This is a genomic window from Pseudoalteromonas sp. SCSIO 43095 (assembly GCF_023650455.1).
Classification (GTDB): Bacteria; Pseudomonadota; Gammaproteobacteria; order Enterobacterales; family Alteromonadaceae; genus Pseudoalteromonas; species Pseudoalteromonas tetraodonis.
This window is the reverse complement of the sequence record NZ_CP087995.1, coordinates 2,571,668-2,591,111: the sequence shown is the minus strand read 5'-3', so window position 1 is coordinate 2,591,111 and position 19,444 is coordinate 2,571,668. Positions and strand designations below refer to the sequence as shown.

The following is a 19,444-nucleotide window of genomic DNA, read 5'->3' as shown; positions in this document are numbered from 1 at the left end:
ATGGCCTGGAATGAACCGGGTAATAATGGCAATGACAAAGATCCGTGGAATAACAAAGGCGGACGTGATCAAGGCCCACCTGATTTAGACGAGGTGTTCCGTAAATTCAGTAACAAGTTTAACGGCTTATTTGGCGGTAAAAAATCCGGCAATGGTAGCGGCGGTGGACTTGGCGGAGCCGGTATTTCATTTGTACTTATTATCGCTGCCATTGTGTGGGCGTTAAGTGGTATTTATACGGTGAAAGAAGCTGAACGCGGTGTCGTTCTTCAATTTGGTAAGTTTGACCGAATTGCAGATCCAGGCTTGCGTTGGAAAATGACCTTTGTTGAGACGGTTATTCCAGTCGATATCGAAGCTGTTCGTTCGTTATCAGCATCAGGCTTTATGCTAACTGAAGATGAAAACGTAGTAAGCGTTGAGTTTGAAGTACAGTATCGAGTAATCGACCCATACTTGTACAAGTTTAGTGTCACTAACGCTGACAGTAGTCTTGAAGAAGCATTAGATAGTGCGCTGCGTTATGTTGTTGGCCATTCAAAAATGGACCAAGTACTGACTAACGGCCGTGAAGTTGTGCGTCAAAATACCTGGGATGAGCTAAATCAAATCATCGAACCTTATAACTTAGGTTTAATCGTAACTGACGTTAACTTCAAGGATTCACGTCCGCCAATGGAAGTTAAAGATGCGTTTGATGATGCAATTGCAGCCCAAGAGGATGAACAACGCTTTATTCGTGAAGCCGAAGCGTATGCCCGTGAAATTGAACCGCGTGCACGTGGTCAAGTAACGCGTATGACGCAAGAGGCTGAAGGTTACCAAGAGCGTATTACTTTAGAAGCGCAAGGTGAAGTGGCTCGTTTTGAGAAATTACTTCCGGAATACCAAGCAGCTAAAGAAGTAACACGTGAGCGTTTATACATAGACACGATGCAAGAAGTGCTAGGTAATAGCTCTAAAGTGTTGGTTGATGTTAAAGGCGGCAACAACATGATGTACTTACCACTTGATAAAATCATGGAAAAACAGGGTTCATCAACACGTATTGCTTTACCTAGCTCAAGCGATATTAACGATTTACGTAACAAGGTAAATACGTCACGCAACAGCACTGTTAATAGTGGTAACGATCGCTTTAACAATGATCGCTTTAACGACGGGAGATAAGAGCAATGAAAAACTTTAGTTTAGTAATCCTATTAGCCGCCATTGTGATGTCTTTCTCGTCAGTATTTGTGGTTTCTGAAGGCCAAAAGGCGATTGTACTTTTATTTAGTAAAGTACAAAAAGACAGCGATGATCAAGCGGTAGTTTATGGTCCAGGTCTACATTTAAAAGTGCCATTTTTTAGCCAAGTGCGCCGCATTGATGCGCGTATTCAAACGCTAGATGGCACACCGGATCGCTTTGTAACTAGCGAGAAAAAAGACTTAATTGTTGATTCGTTTGTAAAATGGCGTGTTAACGACTTTAGCTCTTTTTACCTGCGTGCACGTGGTGATAAGCAATACGCTGAAACACTGCTTAAGCAAAAAGTAAATAATGGCCTACGTACTAACTTTGGTACGCGTACTATTCGTGAAATTGTATCGGGTGAACGCAGCGAGCTGATGGAAGAAGCGTTAGTACAAGCCTCTGAAAGTGCTAGTGAGCTGGGTATTGAAGTACTTGATGTACGTGTTAAGCAAATTAACTTACCTCAAGAGGTGAGTAGTTCTATTTACCAACGTATGCGTGCTGAGCGTACTGCCGTTGCTAAAGAGCACCGTTCTGAAGGTCAGGAAAAAGCAGAGACGATTCGTGCAGGTGTTGACCGCCGAGTAACAGTAATGCTTGCCGATGCAGAACGTAATGCGCGTTCTGTTCGTGGTCAAGGCGATGCTGATGCTGCTGCGATTTACGCTAGTGCTTATAATAAAGACCCTGAGTTCTTTAGCTTTGTCCGCTCTTTAGAAGCTTACAAGCAAACTTTCAAAGGAAAGCAAGACGTGATGGTGTTATCACCGGATAGCGACTTCTTCCAATACATGAAAGGCGCGAAAGCTCAGTAATCATAGCTTTAGTTAAATTTAAAAAGCCCTGCAATTGCAGGGCTTTTTGTTATCTGAATTTTAATTTTATAAATTACTGTTATTTATGTGATTATTAGCTAAACACTGATGTTTACTAAGGGCTCGAGGAAAAAATAAGCTAAACGGGGTGAACTTTGCTTTAGTTTTCTGGTAAAATCTCGTCCTAATTTTCTCTAAGTGAATTTGCAATGGGTAAAAACGTTGTTGTACTAGGCACCCAATGGGGTGACGAAGGTAAGGGTAAGGTAGTTGACCTCCTTACAGATAAAGCATCTTTAGTAGTTCGTTATCAAGGTGGTCATAACGCTGGCCATACCTTAGTGATCGACGGTGAAAAGACAGTTCTACACCTTATTCCATCGGGTGTATTACGTGACAATGTTAAATGTGTGATTGGTAATGGTGTTGTTTTATCACCAGAAGCGCTAATGAAAGAAATTGGCATGCTTGAAGAGCGTGGCGTACCAGTACGCGAACGTCTTTTAATCAGTGAAGCATGTCCGCTAATATTGCCTTTCCATGTTGCATTAGATGTAGCTCGCGAAACAGCGCGTGGCGATAAACCAATCGGTACAACGGGTCGTGGTATCGGTCCGGCGTATGAAGATAAAGTAGCACGTCGTGGTTTACGTGTTGGCGATTTATTCAATCCTGAATTATTTGCTACTAAGTTAAAAGAAGTATTGGAATACCACAACTTCACATTAGTGAACTACTACAAAGTAGATGCAGTAGATTTTCAAAAAACGTTTGATGACGCAATGGCTGTTGCTGACATCTTAAAAGCAATGGTAGTTGATGTAACTGAGCTTTTAGATCAAACGCGTAAAGCCGGTGACAACATCTTATTTGAAGGTGCACAAGGTACATTACTTGATATCGATCACGGTACTTATCCTTATGTTACATCTTCAAACACGACTGCTGGTGGCGTTGCTACAGGTGCGGGTTTTGGCCCATTACACCTTGATTATGTACTAGGTATCATTAAAGCGTACACAACACGTGTAGGTTCAGGTCCTTTTCCTACTGAGCTTTACGATGGCCTTGAAAAACAAGACCCAGTAGGTAAGCATTTAGGTGACAAAGGTCATGAGTTTGGTGCTACTACTGGTCGTTTACGTCGTACTGGCTGGTTAGATGCAGTGGCTATGCGCCGTGCAGTTCAAATTAACAGCATTTCAGGATTTTGTTTAACTAAACTTGACGTTTTAGACGGTTTAGAAACACTTAAAATCTGTACTGGTTATAAGCTTGAAGATGGTACTGTGACTAACGTTACGCCATTAGCGGCTGAAGGTTACGATAAAGTAACACCAGTATACGAAGAAATGCCTGGTTGGTCTGAAAATACCGTGGGTGTAACATCGCTTGAAGGTTTACCTAAAGCAGCAATTGATTACATTAAACGTATTGAAGAAATCACTGGCGTCCCTGTTGATATTATCTCTACAGGTCCAGATCGTGTTGAAACCATGATACTTCGTAGCCCATTTGCATAATTGGGTTTATGTTGAAAAGAAGCTGCCATGTGCAGCTTTTTTTATGCCTATAAAAAAGCACACCTATTAATAGTGGAACGATCTTTGTATATTATTTAGTAAGTTTATTTTTAAAGTGGTTAATATGCGTTTATCTTCTCGTTGCTCAGTGTGGTCATTATCACTACTTACACTTTCTTTATTTAATATAAGCAATAGCTTAGCTGAAGAAAGCCCTGCAGCTGTGCCGCTGTATACTGAATCTGAGTTAATAGCTTTAATTAATGAGAACACTCATCTAGCCCGCGTGAAGGCAGATAATTGCCAGTTAGTGCAAGATATAGAAGCGCGAGCCAATAAAATGGCATTGCCGTCGTATCAATTTTTATACGGTGATATGCTCGCCTACAAGGTGTGTGTTGAGCGTGATGTAGCTTTAGGTGTGTATTACATGAAAAAAGCGGCTGAGCAGGGCTTAGCGGCAGCATTAGAGCAGTTAGGTCGCTATTACGATGTTGGGCAGTTAGTCCAAAAAGACAAAGCCATGGCAATAACCTACCTCCGTGAGGCCTCCGCGCAAGGTAACTTAAAAGCGCAATTACGATTAGTGGGCTTGTTTAATCAAGGCTATGGAAGTCCAAGAGACTTTGAAGATGCTTATCGTTGGCTGTTTAACACCACGGTAGCCGACAAAGCGACACATAAAAAAATAGAGCGAGCATTAACTAAACTTGCTGAAAAAATGCCAGCTAGTGTCGTTACTCGCGCGCGCTTACCTATGTAACCTAAACTCTGGCTAGAGAAAATAAACCTAATTATGGCTATGATTTAATATGTTAGTAAATCTCTTAATCAGAGTTTAGGTTTGTAAATAAAAAAGCGAGAGTGCTTTTTTAGCACTCTCGCTTTTTAGTTATTACTCGTCTTTTTTATTGTCTTTGGCTTTGTTATTGGCCGGATCTTTTAATAGCGATATTTTAGGCGGTTGCAATGCAACAACTCGTTCACCCTCTTGTGGTGGCTTTTCCATATCACTGGTAAAAGGCCTCATTTTCACTGGTGCGTCTTCATCACTGTCTTTATCCCCTTTGAGAATAAACAGTGGGATCGCTTCAGGATTCATTTCTAAATACTGCTGCCAGCTAAACTCTCCAGATATACGTGTTGCACTCACTTTACCGCCTTTGGCAATAACACTGCTTAAGCGTGCATATGCGCCGTTCTCACCAAACAGAATTTGTCGTGATAAAAACGTCGCACTGTCTTTATTTGCTTTGGCGTGCGAAGAAGAGGAACGTAGTGAAAATACATTTTTTTCATTTAATAAATGAGAGAAGTACTGCACCCCTAATGCGTTATGGTGGCGATTAGGTGAAAGCGCTAAAACACTGCGAATCGTGGTTAAAGGTAAATAACGTTCAGCATGCTCCGATTGCGGGTTACCGTAATAACAAGGCAGGCCATCCATACGCGCCATTCTACAGTTCTCCCAAGCAGGATCTGATAGATGAACAGGAATATTTTGCTCTTTTAAGCCACGTGCAATTGCACGCGATACATGGTTTGCACCTATGATTAAAATAGTATTAGGGGATGGTTGACGCACTCCAAGTAGTTTCGCAACAGGGATAGCCGTTAAGCTCTGCAGTACCACAGTAACAATAATAACAGTAAATATGAGTGGCACCATTTTTTCGGCATCGGCCACTCCCGCTTCCATCATACTCAGCGCAAATACTGAACCAACGGCTGCTGCAACAATACCGCGAGGTGCAATCCAAGCAAGTACTAGGCGTGATTTCATCGGTAAGTCTGTACCAAAGGTTGAAATAGCAATACACAATGGGCGCGCAATAAATAGCACAATAGCTAAAAATATAAATACGTCGCTGTCGAGCATCATTAAATCAGAGAGTTGTAGTCTTGCAGCCAGTAAAATAAATAAAGTTGAGATTAAAATCATCGACAAATCTTCTTTAAACTCGAGTACCGAATCTATTTCCAAGTCATCTTGATTAGCTAACCAAATGCCAAACACTGTCACAGCCAGTAAGCCTGACTCATGGCTTATGTGGTTTGAAATAGAAAAGCTAATTAACACTAACGCTAAAATACCAAACTTATGTAGCTCAAATGGCAGCCATTCTCGGCGCATTAGTTGTGTCGTGATCCAACCCGAAACCACACCAATGCTTAAACCAACGCCAACGGTTTTAACCAGTGCAACGATAGTGTGGCTAAGTACTTCACCCTGACCAACCAGCATTACGGCTTCAAACACTAGTACTGCAAATAAAGCGCCAATGGGGTCTATTACTATGCCTTCCCAGCGTAAAATACGATCGATATCCTGGGTAGGTCGCATCGAGTTAAGTAATGGAGCAATAACGGTTGGCCCCGTAACAACAAGCACTGCGCCAAGTACTGCAGCAACGCGCCAATTTAACTCGAGTAACCAATAAGCGCTAAAACTAATAACAATACAAGTTGTAAGCATACCAATAGAGCAGAGGTTTCTGACGACTTTACTGATCCCTTTAAGTTCTCGAAAATGTAAGGTTAAGGACCCTTCAAATAAAATCACAGCGACACTCAAAGAGACCACAGGAAAAAGTAAATCACCTAATAATGCATCAGGGTCTAATACGCCACTAAATGGCCCTAATAAAAGCCCTGTAAGCAATAAAAACAGAATAGCGGGTACTCTAAACGCCCAAGCGACCCATTGGGCTAACACTGAACACAGTGCAATACCGGCTATATAAATTGCTGACATAGAGTAAAAATTCCTTAATTTTAATAATGTTTAAAAGTATAACGGTTACCAACCAGTAATACAGTGTGTATACACGTGTAAATTAAATTTAGCTAATAAATAATGTTTATTCATTTAGTGTTAACGTCTTTTTTGAGAGTGTTATCAAAGTTATAGTCTCTATAATTACTATTTATAGTAGTCTAACTTTATGATATCTATTGAAAAATGTGCATGCCTTGTCTGTTGTGACCTATTTAGCTTTAATTTTAGCCTTGATCTAAGCGGCTATTTTAACGTATTATACTTCGTGTTCGAATAATTAGTTATCTAATAAAGTTTGTTATTTAAGTAAGTAAACGTATTAGATATAAACATCTTAACTCTCTTAGTGATTGTTTCAGCGATGTTTTATAATTTTCGAACATAAAATATCATTTACCGAACTCTTTGGTATAGTTTTGCTCAAGGTGTTTATTTGCTTAACGCATATAAATTAAAGTTTGAGTTGAACTATTACCTTTCAATATTTAACCCCCATCGTGGCGGTTAAATCTCGGTCCTTAAGTCATCACCCTATCTGTTGGTGTACCAGACTTAAGAGGCTCTATGTATGTTGTTAATAAAAAAGCCGCACACAGCTTTTTACAGCGATACATAAACAACACTTTATATTTTTTTAGTTAGTACAATCCAATTTTATTGGGTTAATACTATTTATTTTTTGCATCTCAATTTAAAACAATGGTTTTAGAGACGGTGTACGCGTGTGTAAAAAAGTGTGGGCAATGATAAACAAATTCGACGTTATGTTTTAAACATAGCGACCTGGTTTCATTCATCAGTGTGATGAATACAAATAAAATGGAAAGTTGAGCATTTATGCAAAAGTTAAATTGGCGACGTATCGTACTTAAAGTGGGCAGTGCCTTAATTGCACCCGATCAAGATGGCTGTCGTTCACGCTACTTGTTAACCATCGCACAGTTTATCGTTCACTGTCGCGCACGTGGTATAGAGGTTATTTTAGTGTCATCAGGCTCTGTAGCGGCAGGCTCGCATTTATTTCCATCAGAGAAGCCGCGCTCAGTTGTTATGAAAAAAGCCATGGCAGCAGCAGGGCAAACAGAAATGATGGCCATGTGGGATCGCTTCTTTGATTTTCCTTCGGCGCAGCTACTATTAACTCATGGTGACCTACGTGACCGTGAGCGCTATCAAAGTATTCGTGAAACTGTATTTACCTTGTTAGAACACGGCGTGCTACCTATCATTAATGAAAATGATGCGGTGACAACAGATGATTTAAAAGTGGGTGATAACGATAACTTATCAGCGATGGTGGCAGCAGCCGCTGATGCCGACGCATTAATGATTTTTTCAGATGTAGATGGGCTGTATGACAAAAACCCAAATCTGCATGACGATGCCGTATTATTGCCTGAAATAAAATCAATTGATGATTCTATTTATGCTATGGCAGGATGTGCTACCAGTGCAGTAGGCACCGGTGGTATGAAAACCAAGATTGAAGCGGCAGAAAAAGCCACATCACATGGTATTGCAACGTATATTATTAATGGCTTTAAAGAAGAAACCTTTACTCGTTTATTAGCGGGCGAAAATCCAGGTAGTGTGTTCTTGCCTTATGAAAAACCAATGCAAGACTCTATTCACTGGATGACACATACCGCAAATGAACAAGGTGAAGTGGTTGTCGATGGGTCATTTGATGATTCGCTAGAAGGCGAAGACGGCTGTTTACGAGGCGATGAGATCAAGGAAGTACATGGCGAGTTTGCTGTGGGCGATACTATCTTAGTTCGCAGTGAAGATGGTACGCGTTTAGCTAAAGCCACAGCAAATTACAGTAGCTGCTTGTTAAACTTTATTGCAGACAACGAGCAGAGTGAATTCAGCGAAAAAATGCAGGATTCAATTGGACCAATTATTTCAGAAAAAGATATCGCATTATTGGAGAATTCATGAGTTTAATTACGGATATATCACGCCAAGCAGCAAAAGCTGCACATACACTTGCTTTACTCGATACCGAGACTAAAAACAACGTGTTAACCGATATGGCAGCGGCATTAAGAGATCAAAAAGAATTTATAATCAAAGAAAACGAAAGTGACCTAAGCGCTGCGCGTGACAATAATTTAGCAGCGTCAATGATAGACCGTTTAACATTGAATGATGAGCGCATTGAAGCGATGGCTGAAGGTATCGAAGTGATTGTTTCACTTGATGATCCGGTTGGCCAGTTACGTGATATCACTGAACGTCCAAATGGCATTAAAATCCGAAAAATGCGTGTACCACTGGGCGTGGTATGCATGATTTACGAAGCACGACCTAATGTAACGGCTGATGCTGGCGCATTGTGCTTTAAGTCGGGTAATGGTGTTATTTTGCGCGGTGGTAAAGAAGCGCTTAAAAGCTCACAAGCCATTGCTAGTGTAATGCACAGCGTGCTTACTAAACATGGTTTGCCAACGGCGCTAGTTTCAGTTATTCCAGATCCTGACCGTGCTTTACTAATGGAATTAATGCAGCAACGCGACAGTATTGATTTAATTATTCCACGTGGCGGTGAAGGGCTTATTAACTATGTAACAGAAAACAGTACAATTCCTGTTATTCAGCACTTTAAAGGCGTGTGTCATTTATACGTAGATAAAGATGCAGACTTAGAAGTGGCACTTAATCTACTACTTAACGGTAAAACTCAACGTACTGGCGTATGTAATGCCTTAGAAGGGTTAATAGTACACCAAGATGTTGCTGATGAGTTTTTAAACCTGTGCGCGGTAGTGCTTCGCCAAGAAGGCGTAAAAATAAATGCTGATGCCAAAGCGGCTGAGTATTTTGATAATGCCACTGTGCTTGCAGATAACGAATTTGGTGAAGAATATTTAGATTTAGAAATTGCTATTCGTATAGTGCCAAGCTTTGATGCAGCCGTTGAGCACATTGCTCAATTTGGCTCAAATCATACCGAAGTTATCTGTACTAAAAACGATGCTGCGGCAGAGTTATTCCAACGTAGTGTGGATGCATCGGTTGTTATGGTTAATGCGTCATCACGTTTCTCTGATGGCTCACAACTAGGTTTAGGCGCCGAGATTGGTATTGCAACGACTAAGCTGCATGCTTATGGTCCAATGGGGCTTGAGTCACTAACGACTGAGAAATATTTAGTTAATGGTGTTGGTCAAGTTCGCGAATAACTTACCCAACCTTATAAACGATATAAATGCCGAGCTTTTGCTCGGCATTTTTGATCTCGATTTAGCAAAATCAAACAACTAAGCAAACATAAAGATTAAAACAGGACAAAAAATGATTAACAGAGAATTTATTTAGAATATAAAAAAAGGAAATTACTTAAAGGAGAGAGTAGGAAAGTGGTGGAGCTAAGCAGGATCGAACTGCTGACCTCCTGCGTGCAAGGCAGGCGCTCTCCCAGCTGAGCTATAGCCCCACATTCCTAATTTACATATAATGTAAATGCTTAAGTGCTGAGTCTCAAGCGGGGTGAACTTTAAATATTTTTACGATTTTGGTCAAGTATTTTTTCACAAATTTTTCCGTTTTAACTAATTTTTGTTAAACTCGAGCTCAATATTTACTAAAACGACAATACATAATGAAAAAATACGCGTTAGTTTTCATGATTTTCCTTTTTGGTTGTGCCAGTTCAGTAGATGAACCGCCCTACGAAATTAATAATAAACAATTTTATGACACCCTTGATGGGCAAGGTAACAAGCTTTTTGCTTATGTGGTTTCTGTAAAGGCTAAAAGTCGTGGGCAAATTAATATCAATAAAAAACTAACCCGCAGTGATGTTCAGCGTTTTGCTGAGCAAGAGCATTTTGAAGAGTCGAGTGTTTTAAAATTACAATTAGAAGATCAAGCGGTAGAGTTTCTTAATAAAGAACTAGCACAGCGTAACTATTGTGCAGGTAAGCATGAAATAAACGAAGTACTATGGCGTGATTTAAGTGTGCAATTAAGAGGGCGTTGTTTGTAGTATGTTAGCGGATAAACAAAAATTAGCGGCGGTGTTAGCCCAACTAAATATAGAATATGACGTAATAGAACATCCAGCGCTATATGGCAGCTTAGATGCCGACGAGCTGATGGTGAATCGCCCTGGAACACGCTTAAAAAATCTATTTTTGCGAGATAACGAAGGTAAGCGCCATTTTTTAGTGATCACCGCGCATGATAAACAACTCGATTTAAAATCGTTGTCTAAACAGCAAGGCCTATCGCGCTTAGGGTTTGCCTCTAATGAGCGCTTGGCTAAGTACTTAAAGGTTGCACCTGGTTGTGTGTCAATGCTCAGCTTAATTAACGATAAGCAACGAGATGTAACGCTTTGGCTTGACCAAGATATTTGGTTTGGCGATTTATTTCATTGCCACCCGTTTGAAAATACCCAAACATGGTTATTAACTAAGCCTGATTTACTGCGTTTTTTTGACTTTACTGAGCATCAGCCGCGGGTGATGTTTTTGCCATCGCGCTGAGCCCACAAAATAAGCCCCAGTCCACACAAACACACAGCGAGTAATGTTGTCATAAACGCCGTTTGTCCATGAGCTTGATAAACCACCCCAGGTAATAACGAGCCCAGTGCGCCGCCGCTGTAATAAAATGATACATAGCATCCGTTGGTAACGCTTGGCGGTGCGTGACTGATTTTATTAACCAGTGGTGCCGCTGTGGAATGAATTACAAACATAGCGCCACAAAAGAGTGTGAATGCAATTAAAAACAACAACAGTGAATGACTCATTAATAATACAATACTGAGGTTATAAAACACGAATACCGCGGCCAACAATCGCCAGGCTGAAGTCATTTTTTTTAATAGCCAAGGAGTGAAAATAGAAGCCAAAGCACCCACCAAATAACCACTATAAACAAAGCCAATGTCGCGCGTGTTATTAATTAAAAAGGTATTTTTTAAAATAAAAGGCAAGTAGTTTAATAATGCTGCAAAGCAAAAAAACATACAAAAAATGGCACCATAGAGCTTAAGTGCAGAGCCCTCTTTAAGTTGTTTTATATAATCTAATGGCGATAAAACCTCGGTTGATTTAACGAGATTAAAACGTTTATGGGGAATACTTAACGCTAGAATAATCAGCATGGCTGCTATTAGGTAATAAAAACTCTGCCATGACCACAAGTCGCTAAAGAGCGCAGCCAATACTCGGCCAAAATAACCACCGACAATCGTACTACCAATATATAGCGTCATATTTTTTTGTAATGTATCGGCTTGATAACTCATACCAATATAACTGGTCATAGCGGTTAAAGCGGCAGGTAAAATTAGCCCTTGTAAAAACCGAACAAGTAACAGTAGCTCAAAACTAGGGGCATAAATAAATAATAAGCAGCCGACACCGAGGAATAACATTGCAGTGCGTAAAATTAATAATGGGTTTCGCTTGGCTAAAAACAACCCATACACCAAAGGGGCTATGGCTAAAGGCAGCATAGTTGCCGTCATTAAGCTGCCCGCAACAGCAGGAGCAACATTAAATTCAGTAGCAAATAAACTTAATAATGGCTGTGGTGCGTATAAAACAAAAAAAATGAAAACAGAACAAAAGAGTAAGTGAGGTAAGCGCATCGACTGCCGTTAACATTGCTTATTAGTTGAGCTGCATTATATACAAAACTGCTAGGGTTTTCATAAATTAACCTTTATTGCGCTAAATCATGCTTTGTTTTCAGTAGTTTGTTAGATTAATACCAATAGCGCTGTTATTTACGCTCGTTGGTGATTAAAATAGCATTAATATTCGTTTTTAGTGGGAACACGCCATGGGGTCACTACAAGAGCAATTGCTCCAAGCTGGTTTAACAACATCACATAAAGCTAAAGTTGCTAAATCAGAAAAGCGCAAGCAACAGAAAAAGCAAAAGAAGGGAGCGACGAGCAACCCGAACGATTTACAAAAGCATATTCAGCAAACTAAGTTGGAGCAGCAGCAAAAAGCTGAAGAGCTCAATAAAGCGCGCCAAGAAGAATTAAAGCAGCGCGAGCAAGTCGCCCGTGTTAAGCAAATTTTAGAGCATCATAATCAAGAGTCAATTCGCGGTGAGCGTACCTTTAACTTCACTTATGAAAATAAAGTGAAAGGGCTTGATGTGAATGAGCAAACGCAAAAGGCGCTCTCGGGCGGGCGTTTAGCTATTTGTGTGTTAGAAGGTCAGTTTTACGTATTAGAAGATGAGCCTGCGCGTAAAGTGGCTGAGGTGGATGAAAAGTATATTGTGTTTCATGTTGAGCCTGAAAATAAAGCCAAAGATGAAGACGATCCGTATGCTGATTTTGAAGTGCCAGACGATCTTATTTGGTAAGCCTATTAAGTATCTGCTCAGTTAAAGCAAGCTAGTATATGTTTTATGAGAGATACACGTATTTGTTCTGATTGATCGTCAAACCTTTCCAAGGACGTATGCTTTTTAAAGATTTATTGACTACAATAATCACAACCGTTTTTTTTAACCGTAAAAAGAAGAGTAAATACAATGAGCAAGATAAAAACACTTTTGTTAGGCGCGGGTATTGGTTTAGCCGCAAGTTTTTCATTTTCAGCAGCCGCTGCAGATGGCGCTGCACTTTACACAGCTAAAAATTGTCAAACATGTCATGGTGCAGAAGGTAAAGCACCTATTATGGCGATGTACCCTAAACTAAATGGTCAAAACAAAGAATATTTAGTAGCGCAAATGAAAGACATCAAGTCAGGCGCTCGTAACAACGGTATGTCTATGGCGATGAAAGCGATGGTTGCGACTGTGACTGATGAAGAATTTGAAGCGATTGCCGATTACCTATCAAAAGTACAATAATCGTTAACGCTAATTAAAAAGAGCCACACCTATGTGTGGCTTTTTTATTTGGTGATTGCCATCATGTCAATACTCATTTAGACTTCTAAACATCTACAACCACTAGCGCTATGCTGTGTTTTAAAAGGCTTGTTATGTTTGATTTACCCCAGCTCAATTTAAAAAATAAAGTATCAGAACAAGAGTGGCAACTACGTGTTGATTTAGCCGCATGTTATCGATTAGTTGACCATTTTCGTTGGGGGGATTTAATTTATACGCACCTTTCTGCTCGCCTACCGGGCACTGATCATTATTTAGTGAATGCCTTTGGCTTAACGTTTGATGAGATCACTGCATCTAACTTAGTCAAAGTAGATTTAAATGGCCGCATTATTGACGATACACCCTTTAATATTAATCCTGCAGGGTTCACTATTCACAGTGCCATTCACGAAGTACGTGAGGATGCACATTGCGTTATACACCTGCACACCAAAGAAACCATTGCGGTTGCAACACAAAAAGAAGGGCTGTTACCGCTAAGTCAGTATTCGATGTTTTCATTGCCGTCTCTGTCTTACCATGGCTATGAAGGTTTAGCGGTGAATGACGATGAGCGTAAACGCCTGCAAACAGATTTAGGCACCACCAATCATATGCTATTGGTCAACCACGGCGGTTTAACAGTAGGACCAACGGTAGGCGATGCGTTTATGCGCTTTTATGACCTTCAGCGTGCCTGTGAAATACAGTTAGCCATTCAATCAAGTGCGCAAGAAGCGACTGCTGTGCCTCAAGCTATTATTGATAACATTTATAACCAAGCGAACGTCGTTCACAGTGGCAGTACAGGGGGCCAGCTAGCATGGCCTGCCATGTTACGAAAAGCGTATCGTCTTGATCCTAGTTTTGCAAAATAACCCACTGAAGGTTAATAAGGAATTTTTATGAAAGTAAATCGCGTTGAAGTCTTTGATATTCATTGCCCTGATCGGCCTGCATGGACGCCGGTATTTGTTCGAATTCATACCGATGAAGGTATTAGCGGTGTGGGTGAAGCAGGTCTTGCGTACGATTTAGGTCACAGTGCCGCTGCTGCGATGATCAAAGAAATGGCCGATGCCTTTTTAATTGGCCATGACCCGTTTCAAACTGAAAAACTATGGTCGCGCATGTTACGTGAAAGTTTTTGGGGTTTAGGTGGTGGGCCGGTGGTTTACGCAGCAATGAGTGCGATTGATACGGCGCTTTGGGATATAAAAGGTAAAGCATTGGGTTTACCTGTTTATCAGTTGCTTGGCGGTAAAGTTAACGACAAGTTGCGTACTTATGCATCACAGCTGCAGTTTGACTGGGACAGTGAATTTAAAGCGCTGGTACAGCCACAAGAATATGCAGAAGCGGCACTAAAAGCGGTGGCGGAAGGTTACGATGCGGTAAAGGTCGATCCAATTCAATACGATAAAGACGGCAACACCTATTACGACCGCACAAATATTATTTCTCGTCCAGAAATGAAACTATACCGCGCTCGTATGCAGGCTATTCGTGAAGCCGTGGGTGACGAAGTAGATATTATTTTTGAATGTCATAGCTTACCAGGGGCGACATCGGCAATTCAAATTGGTGAAATTGCAGAAGAATTTGACTGTATGTATTTTGAAGAGCCGGTGAATTACCTAAACCATTCATTACATGCAAAAGTGGCTGATAAAGTAGCTGTGCCTATTGCAGGCGGCGAGCGCTTGTATAACCGCTGGGGTGTACGTCCTTATTTAGAAGATCAAAGTATTGATGTACTACAGCCAGATATCGGCTTATGTGGTGGCTTTACTGAAACTAAAAAAGTATGTGATTACGCTGATATTTTTGATGTGCGTATTCAGGCACACGTATGTGGTGGGCCGGTTGCAACGGCGGCATCATTGCACTTAGAAACAGCGATCCCTAACTTTTTAATTCACGAGCATCATACTTACGCAATTAAAAAGTGGAATAGAGAGCTATGCTTACAAGATCCACAACCTAAAAATGGCTTTTTTGAAGTATCTGAAGAACCAGGTCTTGGGATTGAGCTTAACGATGAAATTGTAATGCGCTCACAACGTGTAGAAATAAAATAGTTTACTCTGTGGAGGAATCGCCGGTAAGTGAGTTGTCACTTACCGGCTTTTTTATCGCTGTGGGTTTATTTTACAAAGTACTTGTTTTAGTTCAATGGTTGCTTTGCTATCAAGGTGGCGAACAAAACAGCGCTCTCCCTTAGTCACGAGCTCAAATTGATCTGGCATATTAAGTTGCTTGCCCACAATAGGGTTGCCCTGAGGATCTTTATGATTAAGTTGCTCAAGGGTAACTGTACTTGAGGTGACAAAAACATCGTCTGCTAATTGAACCTGCGAGCTATGCAGCAGCTGCGCAATTGCGTCGGCTACTTTAGCGCTATTAGGCTCAATTAGTAACGCATGTTGCAATTTAGGTGTGGGCTCTGAGCTTTGTGCTAAGCACCCACTTAAAAATAGCGAAATTGCAGTTATTGCTAATAAAATCTTCATTGCTTATCTCATGTTATCGCTAAGAATAATATTCTGTTTTAGTACAGTCTGAATTCGCGCGTCTTTTACTTCAGGCATATCGGTGGCGATAGTGGGCGCAAAACCGAGAACACTATTTATTGAGCTTGGGGCTGGGCAACTGCCGGTTGCTCTATAACTAAGTGCGGTATTAAGTAAGCCTTCACTTGCATCACCTAAGCGTTTGCTAAAGTCATCGGCAACAGCACAGCCTGCAATAAGTACGGGCTGGCGCGCATTATCAATGGTATTTTGCGGTGCAAAGCCATCTGAATATTCACCAAAACCTTTATTATTTTCGCCAGTAAATTGAATGGTAAAATAAGTAGTGTCGCAGTTATCGGTTGGGTAAAAGCCATACGGTTTACCACAGGTGCCAGCCCCTATCTGAATGATTTCAACATCGGCTCCGCGCAGCCCGTTAATTATAGCCTCACTGGCTGAGCAGGTGCTGCTGGTGGTGAGTACAAATACCCGATCTAAATTTAACGTTGGTAATGGGGTGCCTGCAGCTATTGCAGGGTTATTTTCAAACCCGACAAAACGATTTGTAAAGGGCATGGGGGTCAGTGTTTGCCCTGTGATAGGGTTGGTATTGGGATATTTATCGTTAAAAATAGTGCGTTCAAATATTTTGCCTTGGGTATTGCTACCTGCCACCATGTAGCCTACTTGGCTGGCCATTTGTAACAAACCACCGCCGTTATAGCGCACATCAATGACTAAATCTTTAATGCTGCTGGCAGCGAGTTGGTTAAAGGCGTTGTAAAGCTGCGTTTCGGCTATCGCGTTGTGGCTATTAAATTGAAAGTAACCCACATCGCCGTTTGCTAAATCAGTACGTACGTTCATTACTGGTTGCGACTCGATATTTTGAGATGTGAGCGTAACAATGCGATTTTCATTAGTGCTGATATCCCTAAATACAAATTCGGTAACTTTACCTGTTTGTTCTGGGAATAAACCTTCGTTAATAATAGCTACCTCGCTTGATGAGGTCGTGTTAATAAAATCAACACCATCAACTTCTAAAAGCTCAAAGCCCCTAATAATATTTTGATTACTAGCAGGGGTATTTGGCTCGGTATAGCTAACAATTGCTTGGCGCGGCGCACTACCAGCGATTATTTTTATATTAAAGCCATAACCAAAGCTTAGGCCTGATTGATTTTGTCTTTGCCACTCATCGGTTGGCAAACTAAAGTGAAAGTTATCTTTTTTCGCACCCGACTCAGTCAGTTGCTCCGTTTTTAAAGTATTAAAGTAATCAATGACGCCTGACGTTAATGCCGGATTAGTATCAATAATTTCGTCGTACCATAAGTAGGTTTCGTTACTCCAAGAGCGTAGCCAGTTTTTTTCATTAATTGCTTGGCATTGACCTTTAAATTGCCCTGAGCTAGCAAAAACACCAGAAGTCCAGCCACCGTTATTAGTTGTTGGGTTGGTCGCATTGTCGCTGCCCCCACCGCCACAACCTGTTAATAAAGCGGCTAGCGATAAAGAGAGTAATGTGTATTTAAAAGAAGATGAGTTAAGAATGGCCATACGCATGCTCGTTTTTTAAACTGTTGAGCTAAATATAGCGGTTTTTATTTAGAGTTGATAGAGGCGCGCAGCATTTTTGTAACTCAAATGTTGCCATGTAAGATCATCGCTACATAGGCTTCGATAATGTTGCCATAACTCATTGTAGTTAATGTTAATTTGGCACACGGGGAAGTTGCTGGCAAACATCACTCTTTGCATACCAAAATGCTTTAAAATATGTGTAAAACATTGGGTTTGCTGCTCGCTATTAAGCATGAGTAATTCAAAGCCTGAAAACTTCATCGCAACATTAGGCTGTTGTGCGAGTAATTCAATGGCGCGTTGCCAGTTAGCAAGGTTGTGTGCAAGCCCTGCGTGATTAATGATGATTTGTAAGTCACTAACTTGGTTGGCATAAGAAATAAGTTGCTCGGTGATGTTGAGGTTTTCTATTTCAAATTGCGCTTCAAAATGCAGTTTTAAGTGGCTCAAGTGGCGCAGGTTATCGAGACAATGAGGGCTCAATAAGCGCGTGGCATCATGACCTTCAGTGATATCTCTAATGCCGACAAGGGATGAATGTTTTAGATATTTAAGTGCTAGTTTAAATGCGTTATTTGGCTGGTTAATTGTTGCAAAGCTAATCGCTTTGTAAGGTAGCCTTTTTATATGCTTTGCTAACCAGTTTAATTCATTAATAGGTTGCTCATTATCAAAGCCAGCTTCTATATGCACTAAACCAACGAGTTCAAAGTCCGTACTTTTGATTAGTTCAGCAACGCTAATCGGTTGTTTTATTTTATCTAAGTTAGGCCAAGCGGGTGGGTTAGCACCTTGCAGCCAGGTGTATTGACCCTCCAGCAAATTAAAAAAATGCACATGCGGGTCAATAATTTTAGTACTCATTGCGCTGTGTAACCGCCATCAATGCGTTGCAAACTGCCGGTAATAAAGCTGGCTTCTGGACTTACTAAAAAGTTTACCAGTGCTGCAACTTCATCGGCTTGGCCTAAACGATTAAGTGGTTGTAAAGCAGCTTCTTCGGCAACAATATCTGCCTTATTTGCGCCACTTTTTTTGCAGTATGCATCAATCGCATTATGAAATAACGGTGTTTCTATGGTGCCAGGACACACTGCATTAGTGCGAATATTAAAGCTTGCGAAATCTAAGGCGGTGGTTTTAGCCATCGAAGCCAATGCATGTTTAGTCAGGTTATAAGCAAATGAGTTTTGTTTGCCAATAATGGCCTGATCTGAGGCAATTAACACAATAGCGCCATCTTGCTGTGCTTTCATGGCTGGTAATACGCTTTGTATAGCCGCGTACGCACCTTTAACATTCAGTGCCATTAACGCATCGAATGTCGCTTCATCGGTTTGCTCAATTGTGGCACTTAGGTGCTTGCCAGCATTTGAAACAAGTACATCAATGCGTTGTGTTTTTTCAATAATAGCCTGTATACACTGGCGTACGGCGGTTACATTACTAACATCACATTGATGAAAAACACCACTCTCACTGGGTTCAATATCTAGGTTATGAACCTGATAGCCGCTCGTTAATAATCGCTGAACCACAGCAAAGCCAATGCCTTTAGAGCCACCGGTTACTATTGCAACTTTTGACATACTTGTTCCTTTAATTAGCAATTAATGTGCGTGGCCGCAACCACCTTCAGCATGAACATGGCCGTGAGAAATCTCTTCGTTTGTTGCTTCTCGAACTGAGACAACCTCAACATCAAAAGTCAGCGTTTTACCAGCAAATGGGTGGTTTAAATCACAATCAGCATTAAAGCGGCCTACTTTTACAATGGTTACTTGGTGGCGACCTTGGTTTGATTGCACCATAGCAGTCATGCCTGGTTTCCATACCTTTACATCACCTTGAAGGTGCTTAAGCGGAATGCGCTGAATTAAGTCATCAACACGCTCACCGTATGATTCACTTGGAGATAACGTAACGCTAAATTTATCACCAGCGGCTTTACCTTCAAGTGCGGTTTCTAAACCTGGAAGCATGCCTTCGCTGCCGTGAATATAACTTAATGGCGCGTCGTTTAGGCTGCTTTCGATTTGTTCACCCGCTTCGCTTAGGGTGTAATGAAATTCAACGGCCGAATTTTTACTGATTTGCATGCTTGTCTCTTTGAGTTTTAAA

At 41.0% G+C, this 19,444-nt stretch carries 19 protein-coding genes and 1 tRNA gene; 12 read left to right on the top strand and 8 right to left on the bottom strand.

Going from position 1 to position 19,444, the window contains the following annotated elements:
* The 4 genes from hflK to LOC50_RS12180 all read left to right on the top strand — a co-directional run bounded on the left by hflK (window position 1) and on the right by LOC50_RS12180 (window position 4,340).
* Window positions 1-1,170: an FtsH protease activity modulator HflK gene (gene hflK, locus LOC50_RS12195; protein WP_010391686.1), complete on the top strand. Its 1,170-nt coding sequence runs from the start codon at window positions 1-3 to the stop codon at window positions 1,168-1,170.
* 5 nt (window positions 1,171-1,175) lie between these two features.
* Complete coding sequence (hflC, locus tag LOC50_RS12190; RefSeq protein ID WP_008113491.1) at window positions 1,176-2,054, top strand: protease modulator HflC; 879 nt, start codon at window positions 1,176-1,178, stop codon at window positions 2,052-2,054.
* Window positions 2,055-2,263: 209 nt separating this feature from the next.
* Entirely contained in the window at window positions 2,264-3,577 is a 1,314-nt protein-coding gene (locus LOC50_RS12185) for an adenylosuccinate synthase (protein ID WP_024601937.1), read from the top strand.
* Between the two features lie 124 nt (window positions 3,578-3,701).
* A complete protein-coding gene (locus tag LOC50_RS12180) occupies window positions 3,702-4,340 on the top strand; it encodes a tetratricopeptide repeat protein (RefSeq protein ID WP_013466021.1) in 639 nt (212 codons plus the stop codon).
* A 132-nt stretch (window positions 4,341-4,472) separates the two neighbouring features.
* Here LOC50_RS12180 and LOC50_RS12175 read toward each other — a convergent pair whose 3' ends face one another.
* A complete protein-coding gene (locus LOC50_RS12175; protein ID WP_036980353.1) occupies window positions 4,473-6,332 on the bottom strand; it encodes a cation:proton antiporter in 1,860 nt (619 codons plus the stop codon).
* 861 nt (window positions 6,333-7,193) lie between these two features.
* Here LOC50_RS12175 and proB point away from each other — a divergent pair.
* The gene (proB, locus tag LOC50_RS12170; RefSeq protein WP_036980350.1) at window positions 7,194-8,300 is read left to right on the top strand and encodes a glutamate 5-kinase; all 1,107 of its coding nucleotides are present in this window, start codon (window positions 7,194-7,196) and stop codon (window positions 8,298-8,300) included.
* Window positions 8,297-9,544, top strand: a complete 1,248-nt coding sequence (locus LOC50_RS12165; protein ID WP_036980348.1) for a glutamate-5-semialdehyde dehydrogenase — start codon at window positions 8,297-8,299, stop codon at window positions 9,542-9,544. Before proB ends, LOC50_RS12165 begins: the two co-directional genes overlap by 4 nt.
* A 178-nt stretch (window positions 9,545-9,722) precedes the next feature.
* Here LOC50_RS12165 and LOC50_RS12160 read toward each other — a convergent pair.
* Window positions 9,723-9,798, bottom strand: a tRNA-Ala gene (locus LOC50_RS12160).
* A gap of 165 nt (window positions 9,799-9,963) precedes the next feature.
* On the opposite strand from LOC50_RS12160, the gene LOC50_RS12155 reads away from it, so the two are divergent.
* The gene (locus LOC50_RS12155; protein WP_036980346.1) at window positions 9,964-10,350 is read left to right on the top strand and encodes a hypothetical protein; all 387 of its coding nucleotides are present in this window, start codon (window positions 9,964-9,966) and stop codon (window positions 10,348-10,350) included.
* Window position 10,351: 1 nt separating this feature from the next.
* Window positions 10,352-10,852: a prolyl-tRNA synthetase associated domain-containing protein gene (locus LOC50_RS12150; RefSeq protein ID WP_036980343.1), complete on the top strand. Its 501-nt coding sequence runs from the start codon at window positions 10,352-10,354 to the stop codon at window positions 10,850-10,852.
* Here LOC50_RS12150 and LOC50_RS12145 read toward each other — a convergent pair.
* Complete coding sequence (locus tag LOC50_RS12145; RefSeq protein WP_069439781.1) at window positions 10,819-11,967, bottom strand: MFS transporter; 1,149 nt, start codon at window positions 11,965-11,967, stop codon at window positions 10,819-10,821. The two genes, LOC50_RS12150 and LOC50_RS12145, sit on opposite strands and share 34 nt — an antisense overlap.
* A gap of 194 nt (window positions 11,968-12,161) precedes the next feature.
* On the opposite strand from LOC50_RS12145, the gene LOC50_RS12140 reads away from it, so the two are divergent.
* From LOC50_RS12140 to LOC50_RS12125, 4 genes are all read left to right on the top strand, one after another.
* Window positions 12,162-12,701, top strand: a complete 540-nt coding sequence (locus tag LOC50_RS12140; protein WP_010391699.1) for a DUF2058 domain-containing protein — start codon at window positions 12,162-12,164, stop codon at window positions 12,699-12,701.
* A 171-nt stretch (window positions 12,702-12,872) separates the two neighbouring features.
* Entirely contained in the window at window positions 12,873-13,196 is a 324-nt protein-coding gene (locus tag LOC50_RS12135; RefSeq protein ID WP_010391700.1) for a c-type cytochrome, read from the top strand.
* A gap of 134 nt (window positions 13,197-13,330) precedes the next feature.
* The gene (locus tag LOC50_RS12130) at window positions 13,331-14,098 is read left to right on the top strand and encodes a class II aldolase/adducin family protein (RefSeq protein WP_033103740.1); all 768 of its coding nucleotides are present in this window, start codon (window positions 13,331-13,333) and stop codon (window positions 14,096-14,098) included.
* Between the two features lie 27 nt (window positions 14,099-14,125).
* Window positions 14,126-15,301 carry a mandelate racemase/muconate lactonizing enzyme family protein gene (locus LOC50_RS12125; protein ID WP_010391702.1) on the top strand — a complete coding sequence of 392 codons (1,176 nt, stop codon included), beginning with the start codon at window positions 14,126-14,128 and terminating at the stop codon, window positions 15,299-15,301.
* Window positions 15,302-15,352: 51 nt separating this feature from the next.
* Here the strand turns inward: LOC50_RS12125 and LOC50_RS12120 are convergent, their stop codons facing one another.
* Genes LOC50_RS12120 through LOC50_RS12100 form a run of 5 tightly spaced genes read right to left on the bottom strand, consistent with a single transcriptional unit; the run spans window position 15,353 to window position 19,422 of the window.
* Window positions 15,353-15,733, bottom strand: a complete 381-nt coding sequence (locus tag LOC50_RS12120; RefSeq protein ID WP_250653291.1) for a hypothetical protein — start codon at window positions 15,731-15,733, stop codon at window positions 15,353-15,355.
* 3 nt (window positions 15,734-15,736) lie between these two features.
* Window positions 15,737-17,299 carry a S41 family peptidase gene (locus tag LOC50_RS12115; RefSeq protein WP_250653290.1) on the bottom strand — a complete coding sequence of 521 codons (1,563 nt, stop codon included), beginning with the start codon at window positions 17,297-17,299 and terminating at the stop codon, window positions 15,737-15,739.
* A gap of 48 nt (window positions 17,300-17,347) precedes the next feature.
* Complete coding sequence (locus LOC50_RS12110) at window positions 17,348-18,187, bottom strand: amidohydrolase family protein (protein WP_250653289.1); 840 nt, start codon at window positions 18,185-18,187, stop codon at window positions 17,348-17,350.
* Window positions 18,184-18,912, bottom strand: coding sequence for an SDR family NAD(P)-dependent oxidoreductase (locus tag LOC50_RS12105; protein WP_250653288.1), 729 nt, complete (start codon window positions 18,910-18,912; stop codon window positions 18,184-18,186). Before LOC50_RS12105 ends, LOC50_RS12110 begins: the two co-directional genes overlap by 4 nt.
* A 21-nt stretch (window positions 18,913-18,933) precedes the next feature.
* Complete coding sequence (locus tag LOC50_RS12100; RefSeq protein ID WP_008466307.1) at window positions 18,934-19,422, bottom strand: FKBP-type peptidyl-prolyl cis-trans isomerase; 489 nt, start codon at window positions 19,420-19,422, stop codon at window positions 18,934-18,936.
* Window positions 19,423-19,444 lie beyond the last annotated feature (22 nt).

Bases quoted from the DNA above. Each gene is read 5' to 3' on its own strand.
- hflK (WP_010391686.1), top strand. From the start codon at position 1: ATGGCCTGGAATGAACCGGGTAATAATGGCAATGACAAAGATCCGTGG.
- hflC (WP_008113491.1), top strand. From the start codon at position 1,176: ATGAAAAACTTTAGTTTAGTAATCCTATTAGCCGCCATTGTGATGTCT.
- LOC50_RS12185 (WP_024601937.1), top strand. From the start codon at position 2,264: ATGGGTAAAAACGTTGTTGTACTAGGCACCCAATGGGGTGACGAAGGT.
- LOC50_RS12180 (WP_013466021.1), top strand. From the start codon at position 3,702: ATGCGTTTATCTTCTCGTTGCTCAGTGTGGTCATTATCACTACTTACA.
- LOC50_RS12175 (WP_036980353.1), bottom strand. From the start codon at position 6,332: ATGTCAGCAATTTATATAGCCGGTATTGCACTGTGTTCAGTGTTAGCC.
- proB (WP_036980350.1), top strand. From the start codon at position 7,194: ATGCAAAAGTTAAATTGGCGACGTATCGTACTTAAAGTGGGCAGTGCC.
- LOC50_RS12165 (WP_036980348.1), top strand. From the start codon at position 8,297: ATGAGTTTAATTACGGATATATCACGCCAAGCAGCAAAAGCTGCACAT.
- LOC50_RS12155 (WP_036980346.1), top strand. From the start codon at position 9,964: ATGAAAAAATACGCGTTAGTTTTCATGATTTTCCTTTTTGGTTGTGCC.
- LOC50_RS12150 (WP_036980343.1), top strand. From the start codon at position 10,352: ATGTTAGCGGATAAACAAAAATTAGCGGCGGTGTTAGCCCAACTAAAT.
- LOC50_RS12145 (WP_069439781.1), bottom strand. From the start codon at position 11,967: ATGCGCTTACCTCACTTACTCTTTTGTTCTGTTTTCATTTTTTTTGTT.
- LOC50_RS12140 (WP_010391699.1), top strand. From the start codon at position 12,162: ATGGGGTCACTACAAGAGCAATTGCTCCAAGCTGGTTTAACAACATCA.
- LOC50_RS12135 (WP_010391700.1), top strand. From the start codon at position 12,873: ATGAGCAAGATAAAAACACTTTTGTTAGGCGCGGGTATTGGTTTAGCC.
- LOC50_RS12130 (WP_033103740.1), top strand. From the start codon at position 13,331: ATGTTTGATTTACCCCAGCTCAATTTAAAAAATAAAGTATCAGAACAA.
- LOC50_RS12125 (WP_010391702.1), top strand. From the start codon at position 14,126: ATGAAAGTAAATCGCGTTGAAGTCTTTGATATTCATTGCCCTGATCGG.
- LOC50_RS12120 (WP_250653291.1), bottom strand. From the start codon at position 15,733: ATGAAGATTTTATTAGCAATAACTGCAATTTCGCTATTTTTAAGTGGG.
- LOC50_RS12115 (WP_250653290.1), bottom strand. From the start codon at position 17,299: ATGGCCATTCTTAACTCATCTTCTTTTAAATACACATTACTCTCTTTA.
- LOC50_RS12110 (WP_250653289.1), bottom strand. From the start codon at position 18,187: ATGAGTACTAAAATTATTGACCCGCATGTGCATTTTTTTAATTTGCTG.
- LOC50_RS12105 (WP_250653288.1), bottom strand. From the start codon at position 18,912: ATGTCAAAAGTTGCAATAGTAACCGGTGGCTCTAAAGGCATTGGCTTT.
- LOC50_RS12100 (WP_008466307.1), bottom strand. From the start codon at position 19,422: ATGCAAATCAGTAAAAATTCGGCCGTTGAATTTCATTACACCCTAAGC.